Origin of the sequence: Erwinia sp. HDF1-3R, assembly GCF_039621855.1 — a bacterium.
In the GTDB taxonomy this organism is placed as follows: domain Bacteria; phylum Pseudomonadota; class Gammaproteobacteria; order Enterobacterales; family Enterobacteriaceae; genus Erwinia.
Genome location: NZ_CP155071.1, coordinates 1,730,495 through 1,746,748, shown reverse-complemented (window position 1 = coordinate 1,746,748; position 16,254 = coordinate 1,730,495). Strand labels below are relative to the sequence as shown.

Annotated in this window: 10 protein-coding genes; 2 read left to right on the top strand and 8 right to left on the bottom strand. The window is 58.2% G+C overall.

Annotated elements, in window-relative coordinates:
• Positions 1-7: 7 nt before the first annotated feature.
• The 3 genes from ybiB to AAGR22_RS08040 form a co-directional block, all read right to left on the bottom strand.
• Complete coding sequence (ybiB, locus tag AAGR22_RS08050) at positions 8-979, bottom strand: DNA-binding protein YbiB (protein ID WP_345831220.1); 972 nt, start codon at positions 977-979, stop codon at positions 8-10.
• 20 nt (positions 980-999) lie between these two features.
• Complete coding sequence (gene dinG, locus AAGR22_RS08045) at positions 1,000-3,162, bottom strand: ATP-dependent DNA helicase DinG (protein WP_345831219.1); 2,163 nt, start codon at positions 3,160-3,162, stop codon at positions 1,000-1,002.
• Between the two features lie 155 nt (positions 3,163-3,317).
• The gene (locus AAGR22_RS08040) at positions 3,318-4,100 is read right to left on the bottom strand and encodes a DUF3750 domain-containing protein (protein WP_067702633.1); all 783 of its coding nucleotides are present in this window, start codon (positions 4,098-4,100) and stop codon (positions 3,318-3,320) included.
• A gap of 115 nt (positions 4,101-4,215) precedes the next feature.
• Between AAGR22_RS08040 and AAGR22_RS08035 the strand changes: the two genes are divergently transcribed.
• Positions 4,216-4,632 (top strand): hypothetical protein, encoded by a 417-nt coding sequence (locus AAGR22_RS08035; protein ID WP_345831218.1) that lies wholly within the window; start codon positions 4,216-4,218, stop codon positions 4,630-4,632.
• A 16-nt stretch (positions 4,633-4,648) separates the two neighbouring features.
• Here the strand turns inward: AAGR22_RS08035 and AAGR22_RS08030 are convergent, their stop codons facing one another.
• On the bottom strand, positions 4,649-5,269 hold the full coding sequence (locus tag AAGR22_RS08030; protein ID WP_345831217.1) for a hypothetical protein: 621 nt from the start codon (positions 5,267-5,269) through the stop codon (positions 4,649-4,651).
• Positions 5,259-6,380, bottom strand: a complete 1,122-nt coding sequence (locus tag AAGR22_RS08025; RefSeq protein WP_345831216.1) for a VENN motif pre-toxin domain-containing protein — start codon at positions 6,378-6,380, stop codon at positions 5,259-5,261. The genes AAGR22_RS08030 and AAGR22_RS08025 overlap by 11 nt, the downstream gene beginning before the upstream one ends.
• Before the next feature lie 57 nt (positions 6,381-6,437).
• Here AAGR22_RS08025 and AAGR22_RS08020 point away from each other — a divergent pair, with 57 nt between their 5' ends.
• Complete coding sequence (locus tag AAGR22_RS08020) at positions 6,438-6,749, top strand: hypothetical protein (protein WP_345831215.1); 312 nt, start codon at positions 6,438-6,440, stop codon at positions 6,747-6,749.
• On the opposite strand, the gene AAGR22_RS08015 is transcribed toward AAGR22_RS08020, so the two are convergent.
• The 3 genes from AAGR22_RS08015 to AAGR22_RS08005 all read right to left on the bottom strand — a co-directional run bounded on the left by AAGR22_RS08015 (position 6,735) and on the right by AAGR22_RS08005 (position 16,248).
• Entirely contained in the window at positions 6,735-6,956 is a 222-nt protein-coding gene (locus tag AAGR22_RS08015) for a hypothetical protein (protein ID WP_345831214.1), read from the bottom strand. The genes AAGR22_RS08020 and AAGR22_RS08015 overlap by 15 nt on opposite strands.
• A gap of 2 nt (positions 6,957-6,958) precedes the next feature.
• Entirely contained in the window at positions 6,959-7,582 is a 624-nt protein-coding gene (locus AAGR22_RS08010) for a hypothetical protein (RefSeq protein ID WP_345831213.1), read from the bottom strand.
• 413 nt (positions 7,583-7,995) lie between these two features.
• A complete protein-coding gene (locus AAGR22_RS08005) occupies positions 7,996-16,248 on the bottom strand; it encodes a hemagglutinin repeat-containing protein (protein WP_345831212.1) in 8,253 nt (2,750 codons plus the stop codon).
• Between the last annotated feature and the right edge of the window lie 6 nt (positions 16,249-16,254).

Here is a 16,254-nt window from a genome sequence, read left to right as displayed (position 1 = left end):
ATTCAGCTTAATATCCGGCCTGTTCAATCTGCGCAAGCGCGCTTTCAACATCTCTCGCTCGCCCGGTTGCCACATAACAGCAGGCAATCTGCTGACGCAGCGGCTGCGGTATCGCGATTTCACGCTGCATACAGCGCGCGATCCACGCGGCCGTGATGGCAGCATCCTTCTCTGCCGGCAGCGCATCGCGGCCAGTCCCACTCTCTTCCTGACGCGGCAGCAGAACAACCGGCTTAGCACCGGCGATCAGGCTGATAGCCGGGCAGCGCTGCGGATTAGCATACACCTCACCTTCCGTACCGTTAAGCAGCAGCGCCCTGCCGCCGGTGGCGTGGAAAAACTTCGCCACCCGGGGAATATACTCCGGGTGAGAAACGCTGGAGAGGCGCAGGGCCGCGTCTTCGGCAAAGGGCGTGAGCAGCTTCGCCAGGGTATGCGCACTGTTACGTACGCCCATCCGCCAGCGCAGAGAGAGCTGTTTTTCCAGCGGCGGGCAGAGCGTGCCGACGGAGATAAACACCAGTTCCCCCCGATTAAGTTTATCCTGCGCCTGGGTCGCATCCGTTACCGCATCAATGCCCAGCGCCCGGAAAACCGCTTCGCTGGTCACTCGGGTAGGGTCGTCGCTCACCCCATGCACCAGCACCGGAAACCCCAGCGCCGAAAGCAGCAGCGCCAGCAGCGGCGTCAGATTCCCCTGCCTGCGCGCGCCGTTGTAGCTGGGGATCACCACGGGCATGGGCCGGCCGCTCGGGGGGGTGAGACGCGTTACCCGCTCCTGCATCGCCGCATAAAATCCCGGCATCTCTTCTTCGCCCTCACCCTTAATGCGCAGTGCGATAAGCATGCCGCCCAGCTCCAGCTCGGGCACCTCGTCCGCCAGAATGTGTCGATAAAGATCGCGCGCGGTAGCAAAATCAATATCGCGGGCGTGATTTTTCCCTCGCCCAATCTCTTTAATAATCTGTTTGTAGTCCATGCGGTTGCTCTGTTGATTCATTAACGTTTACGGCGCGTGGTCGATTTCCTGCCGCTCAGCATCGGGCTGACCGTGGGCAGCTTACCCTCGGGCATCGCCGGTTGTTCAATCGGGAACACCGGGAGTGCGCCCAGCAGGCGGGCGCCGTAGCTTTTCGTCAGCAGACGCCGATCGTAGATTACGATTTCACCGTAGCAGGTATGGCTGCGGATCAGCCTGCCGACCTGCTGAATCAGGTTAAACGAGGCGCTGGGCAGGCTCTGCACTTCAAACGGATAGCGGCGCAGGCTTTTCAACCACTCTCCCTCGGTCAAAATAACCGGACTGTCCACCGGTGGGAAAGCAATTTTATGAATATGCACCTGAGAAAGCAGGTCGCCCTTCAGATCCAGCCCTTCGGCAAAGGACTGTAGCCCAACCAGCACGCTGGTTTCACCCTGCTCAACCCGCTTACGGTGCAGCGCCACCAGCGCCGGTCGCGGTCTGTCCCCCTGCACCAGCATCATTAACCGCAGCTCGGGCAGATAAGCCAGAAACTGCTGCATCGCCCGCCCGCTGGCAAACAGCACCAGCAGTCCTTTGTGCTTTGCCTCTTTAATTTGCTGGCGGAAGAAGTGCGCCATCTCCGCCAGATGCTCGACCTCGGTAGCCAGCATCGGCTCGTAGCGCATTTGTGGTATCACCAGCCTGCCCTGCTCAATATGGTTGAAGGGAGAGTCCAGCGCGACAAAGCGATCGCTCACCTTTTCACTCAGACCGGACATCTCCTGTAGCCGCTGAAAGCTGTTCAGCGAGCGCAGCGTGGCCGAGGTCAGCACCACATGAGGAATTTTACGCCACAGCAGCTTTTCCAGCTGCTCGCTAACGCGGATCCCGGCACAGTGAAAGGTCAGGTGGGCGCTGCCCTCGCGGAGGTCGCGCGTCACCCACTTCGACACCGGCGCACCCGACGCCCGCTCCATTGCTGCCAGCCGCCACAGCTTGCTGCTGGCCTCGAACCAGCCCAGCGCCTTATTCATCTGGATCAGCGTTCGGTGCAGACGAACGACATCATACTGCCCGGACTTTTCGCTTAAATCGTTCAGCAGCGCCTCTGCCAGCCCGCGCAGGCCGTCGCTAAGCTTAAACAGCCGCGCGCACAGGGTGAGGATCTCCTCGGGCAGCAGACCCATTTCAAAGCGGTACTCCCCCTCCTGATTACCCGGCGGCAGAAACTGCGCCAGCAAATGTGACAGCTGCTGGAGCTGTTCACGCACTTCTTCACAGTGGGCTTTAAGCCGCTCCGGATTGCTTAGTGCGGGCGGCCTTTTCGGACGGAACTGCGCCATGCACTGCTCAACCAGACGGCAAAAAAGATCGAGCTGGAGCGTGGTCCAGCCGGGCGTGATATCACCGCTCATTTCCAGCGCATCGCGGGCGACGTCCGGCAGATGGTGTCCTTCATCCAGCACCAGCAGCAGATTTTTGGGCGGCGGGAGCACCGATTCCGTTTCCAGCGCCGCCATCACCAGCGCGTGATTAGCGACGACGACATCTGCCTGCTCAATTTCGCGGCGGGCAACGTAAAAGGGGCACTCGCGATACCAGTGGCAGTTACTGCCAAGACAGTTGGCCTTGTCGGTGCTCAAACGCTGCCACAGCGACTCTTCGATGGTGTCATCACAGTGGTCGCGCAGACCATCCCACTGATGGCGGTTACGCTTCTGTTCCAGCCCGGTGCAAAACGCCCGCTCCTCCTTACTGGCGGTCATATCATCATCAAGAAACAGCAGCAGATCGCCCTGCTTCTCTTCGTCGGTGGCCAGGGCAGAAAGATTGCGCGGGCAGACATAGCGTCGACGGCCAAAGGCCGCGGTGAAACGCAGGTCGGGGATGATTTTTTTCAGCAATGGCAGATCCTTGCTGAATATCTGATCCTGAAGGGCGACGTTGGCAGTACTGACCACCAGCGGCTTTTCCTCAGCCCGGCTGACGGCAATGCCGGGGATCAGGTAGGAGAGCGTTTTGCCGACGCCAGTTGGCGCTTCAATGGCCAGATGACGCCCATCGTCACCCGCCAGCGTTTTCGCCACTTCAGCGATCATCTGCCGCTGAGGAGCGCGGGAGATGAAATCAGGTATTTGCTGCTGGAGGGCCTTGTACCACTCCGCAATTTGCGCTTTTAACGCGACTGTTAGCGCCATGACAACCACATTTGTTCAGAATGGCCTGTATTTTTACACAGTATTCGGTCGGCGTCAGCTCTCCTCTGCAATCATTCGCCCGATCCCCGATGTCATTTCGACTTTGACTGACGCTACCTTGCCAGAAGCGCTCAGTAAGGTCCCGGAAGCACTCCTCACCCTCCCGCAGGCGCGTCGGTAATGACTTTACTCGCCCCCATCCGGCCAATAAAGGGCAAACGCAGCGCAGGCGACTTAACGTCGATACCAAAATTGAGGCCGGAAATATTGAACTCAATTCCCTCTTCAGCGCCCAGCGTCAGGCCTAAAACCCCCAGCAGAGAGATCTGCACGCCTCTGCCCGACGGCGGCAGGCCAACCAGATTATGCAGCGGGCGGTAATCCTTCCCGATGGCATTCGCGGGCAGATCCAGCCTCAGCGCAGGCACTTTCCTGCCAATATGCGCCAGAAATGTGTTGCTGTTTGGGCCGGGCCAGACGCGATAGGTATGAGGCCAGGGATAGCTTTTGATGGCGGCCTCAATATGCGGGATCATCGCCTCGGCCGCACTGCCGCGATGGTCTACCAGCAGACGAGGGGTAGCGCCAAACCAGTAGCCGTCGGGAAGCGCGTAGTTACGCCGCACCACGTTGCTGCTGCCCCAGCTGACCACCTCGTAACGGCTGTATACCGTTTCCCCTGCTTTTTTGAAGATAATCCAGGGATGAACTGCCACCAGGCCACGCCAGCCAAAGGTCGGCGCGGTGTAAACCTGCACTATCGCACTGTTGCGAAATGCGGCTGCGTCCGGGGCAATTCCGGCAGAATCACGACGGGCGCCAGACCAGCTCTGTCCGCTCAGCGCCACGCCGCTGTGGCTCGCACTGAGATAACTTTGCGCAAACGACAGCAGCAGCAGGCAGATAAAACCAATAATAAATATCTTCAAATAGAGCATGTGACGGGCCCGGGGAAGCAAAGTAAAGGGAGGGTCTTACAGAGTAGGCGATTCCGGCTGCGCCTGCCAGGGCGCTGTTACCGGCCGCATATGATGTTAGAGCACCCACCACCGCGTGGGCTATCGCCTGCGCTTCAGGATTCCCTTCGGTCAGTTTGTGGATCTGCTCTGCCAGATAAGGCGATGCCGCACCACTGATGGCCTGCCCAATATTTCCACCCATCAGTCCCTGCACAGCAGCGGTGGCCGCCTGGATAGCCTGCTGGATGGCACTGCCGGTGCCGTAAGGAGCCATCGCCGTGTTGTAAGCCTGATCGGCTATCTGTTTATCGGTAGGATTCAGGTTACCCTGACCGACGAGTTGTTCTCTGGCGGCCTGAAGGGCAGCCGGATCTTTCTTCGCTTTCGGCCCCTCTATCTCACCCTGCGTCCGCGCGATATCCCCAACCTGGCTTCCTATCTCCCCTATCAGCTGAAGTGTGATCGGCAGGTAAAACGATCCCGGCTCTATGGCCGGGATTATGGTGATTAGAATAGTTTAATTTTTATTAATCAGTGAGATACATGATGTCTTTTTTATTACCCATTGCAACAACTTCGCAAGAGGGTTCATCAAAAAAACCTAGCGGAAAGAAAATGATACCGCCATTTTTCCACGTTTCATTCATCCAATTTGATTTATCCATTTCATAATGTATTGTGTTTTTTTTATTTTCATCAATAGAAAAATAAACATTTTTTTCAATATTAATCAGGCTGTTAATTAATCCTTTTTTAGCTAAATTAATAGTTCCTATTCCGGAAAGGATTAGCCCATCCATACCTTTCCTAATAAAGTTAACTTTATCTAAAATGTCTTCAGTCTGAATGCCTCTATCTTTTAGTAAGCCCCATAGTTTTTTATGATTAACAACAGCATTGTCAGGCTGCGTAGCCGATAACTCAACTATAACTCTTAGTGTAATCTTTTCGATTTCATGGCATGGAAGCAACTTTTTGAGCATGACTTTTAATAAGGCTTCACTTCCTTCTCGCCTTGTCTGGCTCTCTATTTCCCAGCTAACAGCTGAGATGCCCGGACCTTTGATTGAGTAACGAGCATCAAAATTGGCTATCTCATTGGGAGAGGATATATTTTCTGCATACCTATATACAATATTAGTAATCATAATGATTCCCTTGTGGGTCATTAAAATGTGAACCACGATTTTGAGGATCATCTACACCAAAGAAATGTCCACCTGCATCATCTCTAATATAAACTTTCTCTGTGCCGCCTCCAGACTTTGGTAAATCAAATTCATATATATATCCGGGTTGTGGATTACCTCGTTTATCGACATTAGGATAAACATTACTTGGGCTTTGGCTAACAGGGATGCCTGACTGGCGCTTAGCCTCATTAAATGCACCAGCTCTACCGCTTCCTTCAGGCGATAAATTCGCAGGTTTATCACCTTCAGCAAGATAAACGTAGTCATCTTTATTTTGCTCAGGGATCGGGGTAACCGTGGTATTCCCGCCAGTATCCGGCGCTCCGTCAGTATTTCCGGTATTGCTGGCTCCCTGATCGTCAGACTGATCCGGCGTGATCAACGATATCCCTTTACTCTCACCCTGGCCTGGGTTAACCAGTTTTCCACCGGTCAGATCGTCATTCACCGGCACGGTTTCGGTTTTGCTGCCTGCTCCGCCTGCGTGTTGCTGACTCTGTGCTATCGCCATCATGACACAGCTGGTATTCGCCAGACAGGCCGCATCAAGACCCTGCTTAACAGCTTTGGTCAGCGCCAGCGCCGCCTGTTCATTCGCGCCGCCCTGGCCTGCTTCAGCCATTGCAGCCGCATCCAGCAACGATTTGGCCTGCATCATCTGCAACATGCCCATACTGGTCATATTATTGCTGATTTCGTTCTGGCCTGCCTGCGCCCCGGCTACGGCATCCGCTGTACTGTCACCGGCCAGACCGCCCGCAAGACCTGCCGCCAGGCTTCCCAGCCCAACCAGCGTCTGTTTCTGCTCCTCGCTCAGCTGGCTGACCGGCACGTCACCGTACAGCGCATTTGTAATGGCTTCACCCATTATCGCCGTGGTGGCTGCGCCCGCTGCGCCTGCTGCCGCAGAGTTACCCTGTGCGGCGGCGATAACGCCCGCCACTGCCGCATGGGCCATCACCCGGCTGGCTTCATCCGGTGCATACTGTTTGATGACTTCTGCGATATAGGGCGCTGAGGCTCCGGCTAATGCTGCACCGATATCGCCACCCGCCAGACCCTGCACCGCCGCCGTGGCCGCCTGGATACCCTGCTGGAGGGCGCTGCCTGTGCCCCATTTCTGTTGAGCCGTTTTGTAGCCGGAGGTTTCCGTCAGGGCTTTATTCCAGGCGGCACGCTCTTCCTCCTTCGTGGCATTCTCACCCGGCTCTTTAACGCCTTTCGCAGCCAGCTCTGCTTTACCGGCTTTTGTGGCTTCTATCTCACCCTGCGTCCGCGCAATATCCGCAACCTGACTCCCTATCTCCCCTATCAGCTGCGCCTCCCTCAGCCGCTGCTGCTCCTTATCCTTATCAAAGATTTCCGCCAGCCCCGGATTCGCATTCTCAACATCGCGGCTCAGCTCGGCCGGGATATAATGTTACTGATCCAATAGCTTTCTCTTGGCTTCATTTAATGCATTTTGAAGCCAATCAAAATTCATTGCACTAATATTAGATGAAAATTCAACCTTTATATCGTTTATCCCATCTTCTTGTTGTAAAAGTGCAATAAATTCATCATTTTGATAAATTTCAGCTATTAGATTTTCATAATCGACATCACTAGCGATAACAATTTTTAAGTGATTTTTACAATTCATAATTATGGTTCCAAAAATCCACGGAAGTTACCTTGAGGGTCAAATCTGGCCCCTCGTCCATCAAGGGCGATAACATCAAACCCTCCAAAACGATTCCCTTCTTTTACCGATGCTCCAGGTGCTTTTACTATCCCGTCTAATATTTTCTGTCCCTGTTCGTTGATTTGAGCAGGAGTACCTTTTGCAACAGGATAGACACTTCCTTCACGGCTGCCGTGTTTCTGTAATGCTCTGCCTGCAACGGCAAAATTGCCAGATTTAGCCGCTGGATCAATATTGGTTCCAGTTTTAGAAAGAGAATTTAATTCAAGCTGACCAAATTTACCGGCATTAATTTTACCTATATCTGCAGAGAGACTCTTCGCCACATTAGCAGCAACTGCCTCAGCTTTTGCCGCCGTTGCCTCTGCCGCTGTTTTGCCAATACCAACCGCACTGCCAGCACCCACGCCACCCGGCACGATAGCTTCCGATACCTGGATGCCGACGCTGTTCAGACATAGCACAACATTTCCTGCGCATGACTGGATTGCTGCATGGGCTGCCGCCGCGATTTCCGGTGTAGCCGCAGCCAGTAAACCACCGCCAAGCCCGGCAGGAAGTGCCACCATCAGCGCATCCTGCATCGCCAGCCCTTTCTGGCAGGAGGCTGAGCCAGGATTATCAGCACAGGATAGGATATTTTTCGCATGCTCCTGTGCAGCTTTTACCTGTCATTCCTCGGTTCCGCCACACAGAAGATTATTCTCAACAACAACGTTCCAGGCGCAAGGACTGGGATTGTTGTGCTATCTGCTTCGATTTTTCCTGTAATGCTGGTAGTAGATCCACCAACTGCCTATTGCTATCAACGATCCGGCGAAAGATGCAGCTTTGGTATATTTCCATATATCAGCCCAAACCAACTCAAATGGAATTTGATACATCAGCAGGATATAACCTCTTGTAAGAAAATATAAAAATAAAAAAACTATTATCATTGCTATGTTACATGCAACAAATAAGTATAGAAAAATGATGAACCACGATTCTTTTTTCATCATTGCTTCTTCCCATTACTATTTACGGCCTTACCAAGCTGATCATTAAGGATTTCTGTCGCTGCACTGGCTGATGTATTGCCTGCCATACCAGGTACTGGATTAACTGGTAAAGGCTTCGATATCCCCATCCCAACATCAACCCAGATCCAGTCTTTCCACGGTTTCATTGGGTTTAAAACTTTATCAAGAGGCAACTCAACTAATTTGCTACCGATTCCATATCCAATACCTGAAGCTGCACCACTTATGGCACCACCTTTCAGTGGATCATCACCTTTAAGATAGCTGGATGCAGCACCGCTGGCCGCATTAACTCCCATCGTTCCCCACAGCCCTGTTCCTGCCGTGAAAATACCTGTCCAGTAACCCAGAATCACATCATTGGGGTTCACTTCACCGTTAATCAGATAACCTACCCCGGCGTTTGCTCCTGCACCTATCAGACCGGTCGTCGCTGCCGCTGCGGGCAATAATGGCAAGGCCATCGCACTGCCCATTGCTGCCACCGCTGCTTCACAGGATATCGGCGTTCCTCCGCTACAGGCTTCCCTGATGGCTTCCTGGGTGCCCGATTCATATTTCTCTATCGTGCCTTTCTTATGGGCTTCTGCGGCAGCCAGCACATGAGCTAACGAGTTATTCTCAACGGTCGTTTTCCCTGCCTGAGCCGCAGCCACGGTATCCGCCGTGCTGTTACCAGTCAGTCCCCCGGCCACACCCGCCGCCAGGGTGGCCAGGGCGCTCACCGTCTGCTTCTCGGTCTCGCTCAGTTCGCTGACCGGTTTACCGTAGGCGTTCAGGGCGATCATCCCGGCCATTTCAGCCGTGGCCGCGCCTGCTGCACCGACCAGGGCGTTGTTACCCTGCGCCGCCGCCAGTGCCGCGTTGACTGCCGCGTGGGCCAGCACCTTACCGGTGTCATCCAGCCCGCTGCTGCCGATTACCCCGGCGATATACGGCGCAGAGCCGCCCGCAATGGCTTTCGCCAGGTCACCTCCCACCAGACCCTGTACCGCAGCGGTTGCGGCCTGGATAGCCTGCTGAACCTTACCACCGGTGCCGAATCCGCTGTCGTTAAACGCCTGATTATAGAACGTCTGGTAAGCCTGGCCGCTGATATCATCTGCTGTTGGCGTTTTGCCCGGATTGGCTTTGCGCCAGTCAGACTCTGCCGTTTGCAACTGATCCGGCGAGATGTCCTTCATTTTGTCGTTCGCCGCTTTCGTTGCCGCTATCTGGCCCTGCGTCCGCGCAATATCCGCAACCTGACTCCCTATCTCACCTATCAGCTGCGCCTCCCTCAGCCGCTGCTGCTCCTTCTCCTTATCAAATATCTCCGCCAGCCCCGGATTCGCATTCTCCACGTCGCGGCTCAGCTCACTTACGTCCTGCTGCTGCTTCGCCTGGTCACGGATAATAATCGTCCCTTCACTCACCGCCGCGTGGGTGGTCGAGCTGGCGCTATCTGAACCGTTCACCCCGGTCAGCAACGTGTTCGCCATATTTCCGGCGAACTGCCCGTCCACGCTACCGCCCGTGCTGACGCCCGTGCTCTGGTGCTCAACGCTGTAGTCCGCTCTGTTGTCGATATCGCTGAACCCCAGCGTGCCGGTATCCAGTTTATTCCGCTCTGACGCCGCCGTCGAGCCGATAACCGCCCCGTTGAGCTGCGTATGCTCGCCCACGGTAATATCAAAGCCGCCGCTGCCGGCAAAGATGCCCGTCTGATCGGTGACCGACTCCCAGCGGCTGTTCATGCTCTCCTGAGAAACGTTAACGCTGGCCGAGCCGCCGCCTGCCCCCGCACTGCCACTCGCGCTGGCGCTCTGCTGCTTCGCGTCATAGTGGTTTTTGTCCTGCTCGCTGGTCAGCGTCAGGTTACGACCGACCTCCAGCGTCACCGTTTCCCCCGCCACCTGCGCGCCGGTCAGCGTCGTATCCCGCCCGCTGATAAGGGTCACCTGATTACCCGCGTTAATCTGGCTTTCGGTATGGCTCAGAGCATCGGCGTTTTCATGGCCCTTCGCGCTGTTAACGCTCCCCGAGACGCTGAAGCCCGATCCTCCGGCCCCCACACCGAAGCCGACGCCAACCGCCCCACCTTTGCTGCTGTTTTTACTGCGCGTGCTTTCCTGCTCTGCGGCCGACAGCAGGTTGACATCGCGGTTCGCCGACAGCAGCAGATCATGCCCCACCTGAAACTGGCTGCCCTGCACCCGGATATCCCCGTCAGCGCCGGACACGCCGCTGCCGCTGGCGGTGATGCTCAGGTTGTGACCCGCCGTCAGGCTGCTGCCACGCTGGGTGGTCTGCTCAAGGCGACTCTCCGAGGTCGATGACTGGCTCCCCCAGGAGAGGTTCGCCCCCACCGTGTTGCCGTTCGCCGGATCGCTGCCCTTCGCCGCATCCATCTGCAGGGCCTGCCCGGCACTGACGCCGTTAAGCCCCGCCTGCACGCCCTGCAGGGCCGCCAGTCGCCCGCTGCTTTCGCTGGCCTGCTTCGCCGTGGTGACCGCCGTGTTCAGGGCGCTGCCCGCCGTGCCGGAAAGGGCCAGCGTCAGCCCGGAGCTTTTCTGCTCGGTGGTCTGCTTCTGCGACCGCTGGTTTTCTGCCGCCTCAATGTTCACCTCCTTCGCACTCAGCCGCATATCCTGTCCGGCCACCAGGTCAGAGCCGCCGATCAGCAGGACGTTGCCCGCCGTCAGGCTCAGGTTACCGTCCACGCTGCCTGCCGTCGCCGCCGCGCTGGTGCGACTGCTGAGGGTGTCGGTGGTCTTCACGCTCTGTTTACCGTAGCTGACGCCAATGCCGCCGGTGCCGGAGAAGCCGGTTTTTTTCTCCTCGTGGATCTGTCGCACCTCATGCTGTTCGTCCACGCTGGTCAGGCTGAGGTTGTTACCGGCATGGAGCATCACGTCCTGCGTGCCCACCACGCTGCTGCCCTGCACCTGCAAATCGTGCCCCGCCAGCATCGTGACGCTGTGGCCGTCAAGCTGGCTGGCTACCGCCGTCCGGTCGCTGAAGCTGTTGTGATCTACCGTTGTCTTACCGGACAGAAACCCGCTGCTGGTCGATTTAGTATACTGATCGAAGCTTTCCGTAGCCGTGCCGCTGTGGATACTCAGGTCATTACCCGCCTGTACGGTTAGCGCCTGGTTTGCTGATACCCTTGCCGCCGTCATGCTGAGGTCATTCCCCGCCAGCAGGGTCACCTCGCCGCCGCCCTGGATCAGGGTGCCCACCTCCCGGCTCTGCGCCTGACGCAGGGTGTCATCGCTGCCCCAGCTCAGGTTGTCCCGGCTGGCGGTCTCAACGGTGGTCAGGCTCAGATTATTCCCCGCCATGACCGTGGCACGGCTATTGTCGCCGCTGGCGGCGACAATAGCCGCCTTAAGATTCACGTCGCGCCCGGCCTGAATGTCGAGTAAACCTGCGTTATTGGTGACCGTTACGCTGCCCGCCTGGTTGATCGCCGTGCGGGCGGAATCGCCGTTAAGGCTGTCGTTGCTGCGGGTTGTGGTCGTGATGCTGATATCCCGTCCCGCTATCGCCGTCAGCCTGTCGCCGCCCTGTACGTGGCCGCCGGTATTGGTGATATCCGTTCGTGCCTGCAGCCAGACATCCTGCCCGCTGAGGGTGCCGCCCAGGTTGTTGATGTTATCCGCCAGCATCTGCATGCTCTGCTGCGCGCTAACCGTTCCACGGTTGGTCAGGTCGCCACTGAGCGCCAGCTGCACATTTTTACCCGCCAGCAGCGCCCCGCCGCCGTCAATGTCACCGGGCCTGACCAGACTGTATACCTGCGGGACCAGCACCTGCTGCATCGTGCCGTCCGGCAGCTGTACGGGTCGGGCGACCATCCAGACGATATCGCTGGTCAGCTCACTCATCTGCCTTGCCGTCAGGGCAATGCCGGGCGTCAAATTATGTTTCCTGCCAAAGTCGATGCCATTGTTCATCAGCGCTTTATACTGATCTTCGTCGTTCTGCTGACCGGCCAGATAGCGCTGCCCGGTCAGGGCGATGATCTGCTCGCGGATCAGCCGCTGCTCGTACCAGCCGTCGCCGAGCCGCTTATGAACGTTAGCCGGATCGGTTTTAAACGCCTGCAACATCCAGTCCGAGCTGAGCCACGCCTTTTCGCCGATAAAGCGTGGGTCGGTTTCAATCAGCCAGGCGCTGTCGCTTTCTGGTCGCATATGGAACAGGCTGCTGTCAGGCAGGCGGGTATCGGGGCCGGTAGTGCGTACTACGCTGTCCACCCCCTCCCGGGAGACCTCAAGAATTTTGCCGTAGGAGAGGTCGTCTGACCCCGCGATCGGCGCGATGCTGACGCCGCCGGTTCCCGATGGGTTGCCGCTAAGGTGGCTCTCCGGTTGATTATCCGGCGTCAGGCCGCTGCCCTCACCCGTGGTGTTGCCGCTGATGTAACCAGGGCGCAGGGCAATGTTCTGAATCACTACCGCTGGTTTCCACGCTTCGGTTACTACCCGCGGTGAATCGCCGCCGCTGTGCTGCTTACGGGTGTAGCGCCGGGTCACGCCCTCCTCTTTTATCTGGCGGGCGGCGACCGGTTCAATGTTATCCATCTGCGCCGCCGTTATCGCCAGCGTACCGCCTGCGATAATCTGACTTTTATCGTTAAGCAGCCGGTCAGCCCCGACGGTCATACTGCCACCGGCAATAATTTTCCCCGGATCGCTCTGCGCGATGCGGTCTTCGGTGATGGTGCGCGTGTAGTCGTAGTGGGTGAACTTATCGCCATCGGTGTTATGGCAAATCACGCCCACGATGCAGATGACCCACGTCTCGTCCTTATACATACTGATATCGTAGTCATTGACGTTATAGCGCACGCCATTATTCAGGCGGTCCACCTGGTATTCAGAAACCTGCTCCTGCGAGATCAGCACGTTTTCAGTACGAAAATGGTCATTGTGGTTATTGATGCTGGCGATATTCAGCGTCATATCCCCCGCCGACTCAAGGGTGGCGCTGTGATTATTGAGTGCACCGCCCTGTCCGACAGCCCGGTAATCGTCGCTGAGCGTTCCGCCCAGGGCCAGGCTGCCGCCGCTGTAGATCAGCGCGTGCTCGCGGTTATTTAGCGTACCAACGCCCAGATCCAGCTGCTGCCTGGCCGCAAGCGTGGCGGCATGGCCCGACGCGGCGAGGTTATTCAGCGTCCCGGCCTTTATCGCCAGCCAGTCACCGTAGATCCGCCCGGTCGCAACGTTGTTCAGAATCTGCGCGTTCAGGCGCGTATAGATGCCGTTGAGCAGGCCATAATTAGTCAGCGTGGCGGCGATCTCCGCCTGTAACAGCCCGGCAGCGATCTCCCCGGTGGCGCTGTTAAACAGCGAAGCGGCCCGGAGCGCGAGGGTGCCCCCCGCCTGCATCAGGCCGTGGTTAGTGAGCTGGCCCGCCGTGGTCAGCGAGAGCGCCCCCGCCGCTTCCAGTGAGCCGCTGTTAATAAAGTCCCGGCTGAGGCTGAGCGACATATTGCCCAGCGACAGCAGACGACCCTCCCCGCTCAGCCAGTCACTTCGCAGGCTCAGCCCCTGTCCGGCTTCGATATCCCCCGCCCTGTTGGTCAGGGTGGCAGCGCTGAGTGAGGCATTTTTAATCGAGGAGATCAGACCGCTGCTGTTATTCAGCCTGTCGGTGAGCGTCAGCGTCAGATCCTCATCGGCCAGCACTTCACCCTGGTGATTATCCAGCTGCTCCGCCGTAACCCGCAGCCTGGCGGCCTGCAGCCCGAGGGTACGATCGCTGCGTCGGGTATCCTGATTCATAATCTGTGCGGCACTAAGCAGCAGCGTCTGGGCGCTGTGGATAAGCCCCCGGGTATTATTGATCACCGCATCCTTTGCGCTCAGCACCATATCGCCCAGCGACTGAATGCGGCCCTGCTGGTTATTCAGCCCGGCGGTGGTCAGCCGCAGACTGCCTTTGCTGATAATCTGCCCCTGCTGGCTGTTGTCCAGCGCATGGCTGCTCAGCGTCAGTTCGCTGCCCGCGGCCAGCGTGCCCTGCTGGTTATTGATATCACCACTTTGCAGTGCAAGGCCGGTATGCGCACTGATAACGCCCGCCCGGTTAATCAGCGCCTGCCCGCTGGTATGCCAGTGCAGGTAAGAGCCGGACTGGATTGTACCGCTGCTGTTGTCCCAGTGCCCGGTCTCCAGCCGCGCATTACCGCCGCTGAGGATCAGGCCGCTGCGATTATCGCCCGCGCCGCTGCGCAGCGACAGCGCACCCGCACTGAGAATGCCGCTCTGCGCCCCGCTGTCGCGGTTCAGCAGCAGGCCGCCGTGGGTATCCACCATGAGGCTGCCGCCGCTGTGGATCAGTCCGCCGGAATTATCCAGCGTGCCGTTCAGGTTGAAGGTCATCTCACCGCTGCCGGTCTGGATAACCTCTCCGCCGCGGCCGGAGAGGCTGGCCGCGTTTACGGTGATGTGCCGGGCCTGGGTGGTAGCCTGGTCAAGCGTCAGCGCGCCGCCCTCCAGCAGCAGGGCGCCATTAGTCAGCAGGCTGCCCTGCGTACCCGACAGCGCTGACGCGCTGACGTGGAGCTGTCCCTCACCCGCATGGGTTATCCGGCCCCGGCTGTTAATCAGGCTGGCGGTGCTGAGCGTCAGGTTTGCGCCATTGCTGGCGATGCTGCCCCCGGTGTTATTAATGCCCGCCTGGTGCGCCAGCGTCAGATCTGCCTGGCCCAGCTGCTGCAACGTTCCCTGCTGGTTAGAGAGCTGATGCGCCGTCAGGCTGAGTCGGTCAGCGGCCAGGCTGCCGCCATCATTGTTTAGCTGCCCCCGGGTATTCAGGCTGAGGGTCTGGGTAGCGGAAATAACCGCGCGGGCGGTGCTGATATCGCCGGAGGAAGCGGTAACGGCAATATCGCGGCCCGCCGTCTGGCTGTCACTGAGATCCACCGAGGCACCCTGAACGCTGAGCTGCTCCGTCGCCAGCAGCTGTCCCTGCGCGCGTAATGCGCCGCTGCTGCTGAGGGTCAGGCTGCCGCCAGGTTTAGGCTGCCCGCGATCGTCAACGCCCGCGGCAAAGACGCTTTTGCGGCTGGCCTCAATAGTGGCGGCCTGTACGCGGATCTGCTGCCCGCTGGCGAGAGTGCCGCTGTGCGTCAGCCGCCCCGCGACGGAGATGGCAGAACTTTCCCTGGCATAGAGCGTCCCGCTGTTGCTGAGGTCGCCCCGCGTAGCCACATCAAGACGGTTCGCGCTGCTGATGCTTCCGCTGTTAGCAATATGGCCGTCGGCGGTGATCGCCACGCTACCCGCCGAGGTGCCGATATGCCCGGCATTGCGTACGCCAACGCCACCTTCGGTGCCGATCAGGCGAATTTTACCGGCGTACATGCCGCCCAGCTGCGCAACGTCAAGGGCAAACTGCGGCTTCGCCTCGCCCTCACCGGCCATTGCGCTGACGGTCTGGTGCGCGGCGTCAATATGATTGCGGCCGGTCGTCACCTTCAGCTCCCTGGCCTGGATCCCGGCATTGATATGCACCGCCCGGGCGATCAGGTCGGTGCTGTCCTGCTGGCTGCTGTCCATTCCCTGGCCGTGAACGGTAATCGTGCCCTGGCTGACGTCGTACCCGGCGATCTGGCCGTTGGTGAGCCGCGCCTGGCCGGTGGTGAGCGTGGCCCGGCTGGCATTAATAAAGCCGCAGCCGTTACAGCTGATCCCGGCGGGGCTGGCAATCACCACCTGCGCGCGCTGCCCGGCCACTTCGATAAAGCCGTTAAGCCGGCTCGGATCGCGTGAGTTAACCTCGTTGAGGATCACCCGCGCCTCGCCTTGCGCCAGCCACGGATTGCCCGCGACCCTGCCGCCCAGCGCCGTTTGTGCCGCCGTGCGCGAGTTATTCAGGATGACGCCTTTTTGATCCACGTCGAACTGGCTGTACTGATTGCGCGACACGCCCGCCGCGCTGGGCGTCTGAATATTGACCTGCGGCGTGCCATTGGCGCTGTTGATCACCGTCGGGCGCTGCCCACCCGGCGCGCCGCCGTCGGCAACCACCCCTGCCGATGCGGGCATAATCGCGCCCGTTGCCAGCAGTAGCGCAAAGCCCAGCGAAGAGAGCGCGGGGGCAAAAATTTCTCGTGCGCGAGTCACACTGCGTCGGCAGCTCCTTCGGCCCCGGCCCGCCGGGAGGATATCGGCCACCACCACAAGCATACTGCGGGCCTGACTGAAAATAACGCGAAAGCAGCGCGTGTTCATGATGAT

Bases quoted from the DNA above. Each gene is read 5' to 3' on its own strand.
- AAGR22_RS08010 (WP_345831213.1), bottom strand. From the start codon at position 7,582: ATGCAGGATGCGCTGATGGTGGCACTTCCTGCCGGGCTTGGCGGTGGT.
- dinG (WP_345831219.1), bottom strand. From the start codon at position 3,162: ATGGCGCTAACAGTCGCGTTAAAAGCGCAAATTGCGGAGTGGTACAAG.
- AAGR22_RS08030 (WP_345831217.1), bottom strand. From the start codon at position 5,269: ATGATTACTAATATTGTATATAGGTATGCAGAAAATATATCCTCTCCC.
- AAGR22_RS08040 (WP_067702633.1), bottom strand. From the start codon at position 4,100: ATGCTCTATTTGAAGATATTTATTATTGGTTTTATCTGCCTGCTGCTG.
- AAGR22_RS08015 (WP_345831214.1), bottom strand. From the start codon at position 6,956: ATGAATTGTAAAAATCACTTAAAAATTGTTATCGCTAGTGATGTCGAT.
- AAGR22_RS08005 (WP_345831212.1), bottom strand. From the start codon at position 16,248: ATGAACACGCGCTGCTTTCGCGTTATTTTCAGTCAGGCCCGCAGTATG.
- ybiB (WP_345831220.1), bottom strand. From the start codon at position 979: ATGGACTACAAACAGATTATTAAAGAGATTGGGCGAGGGAAAAATCAC.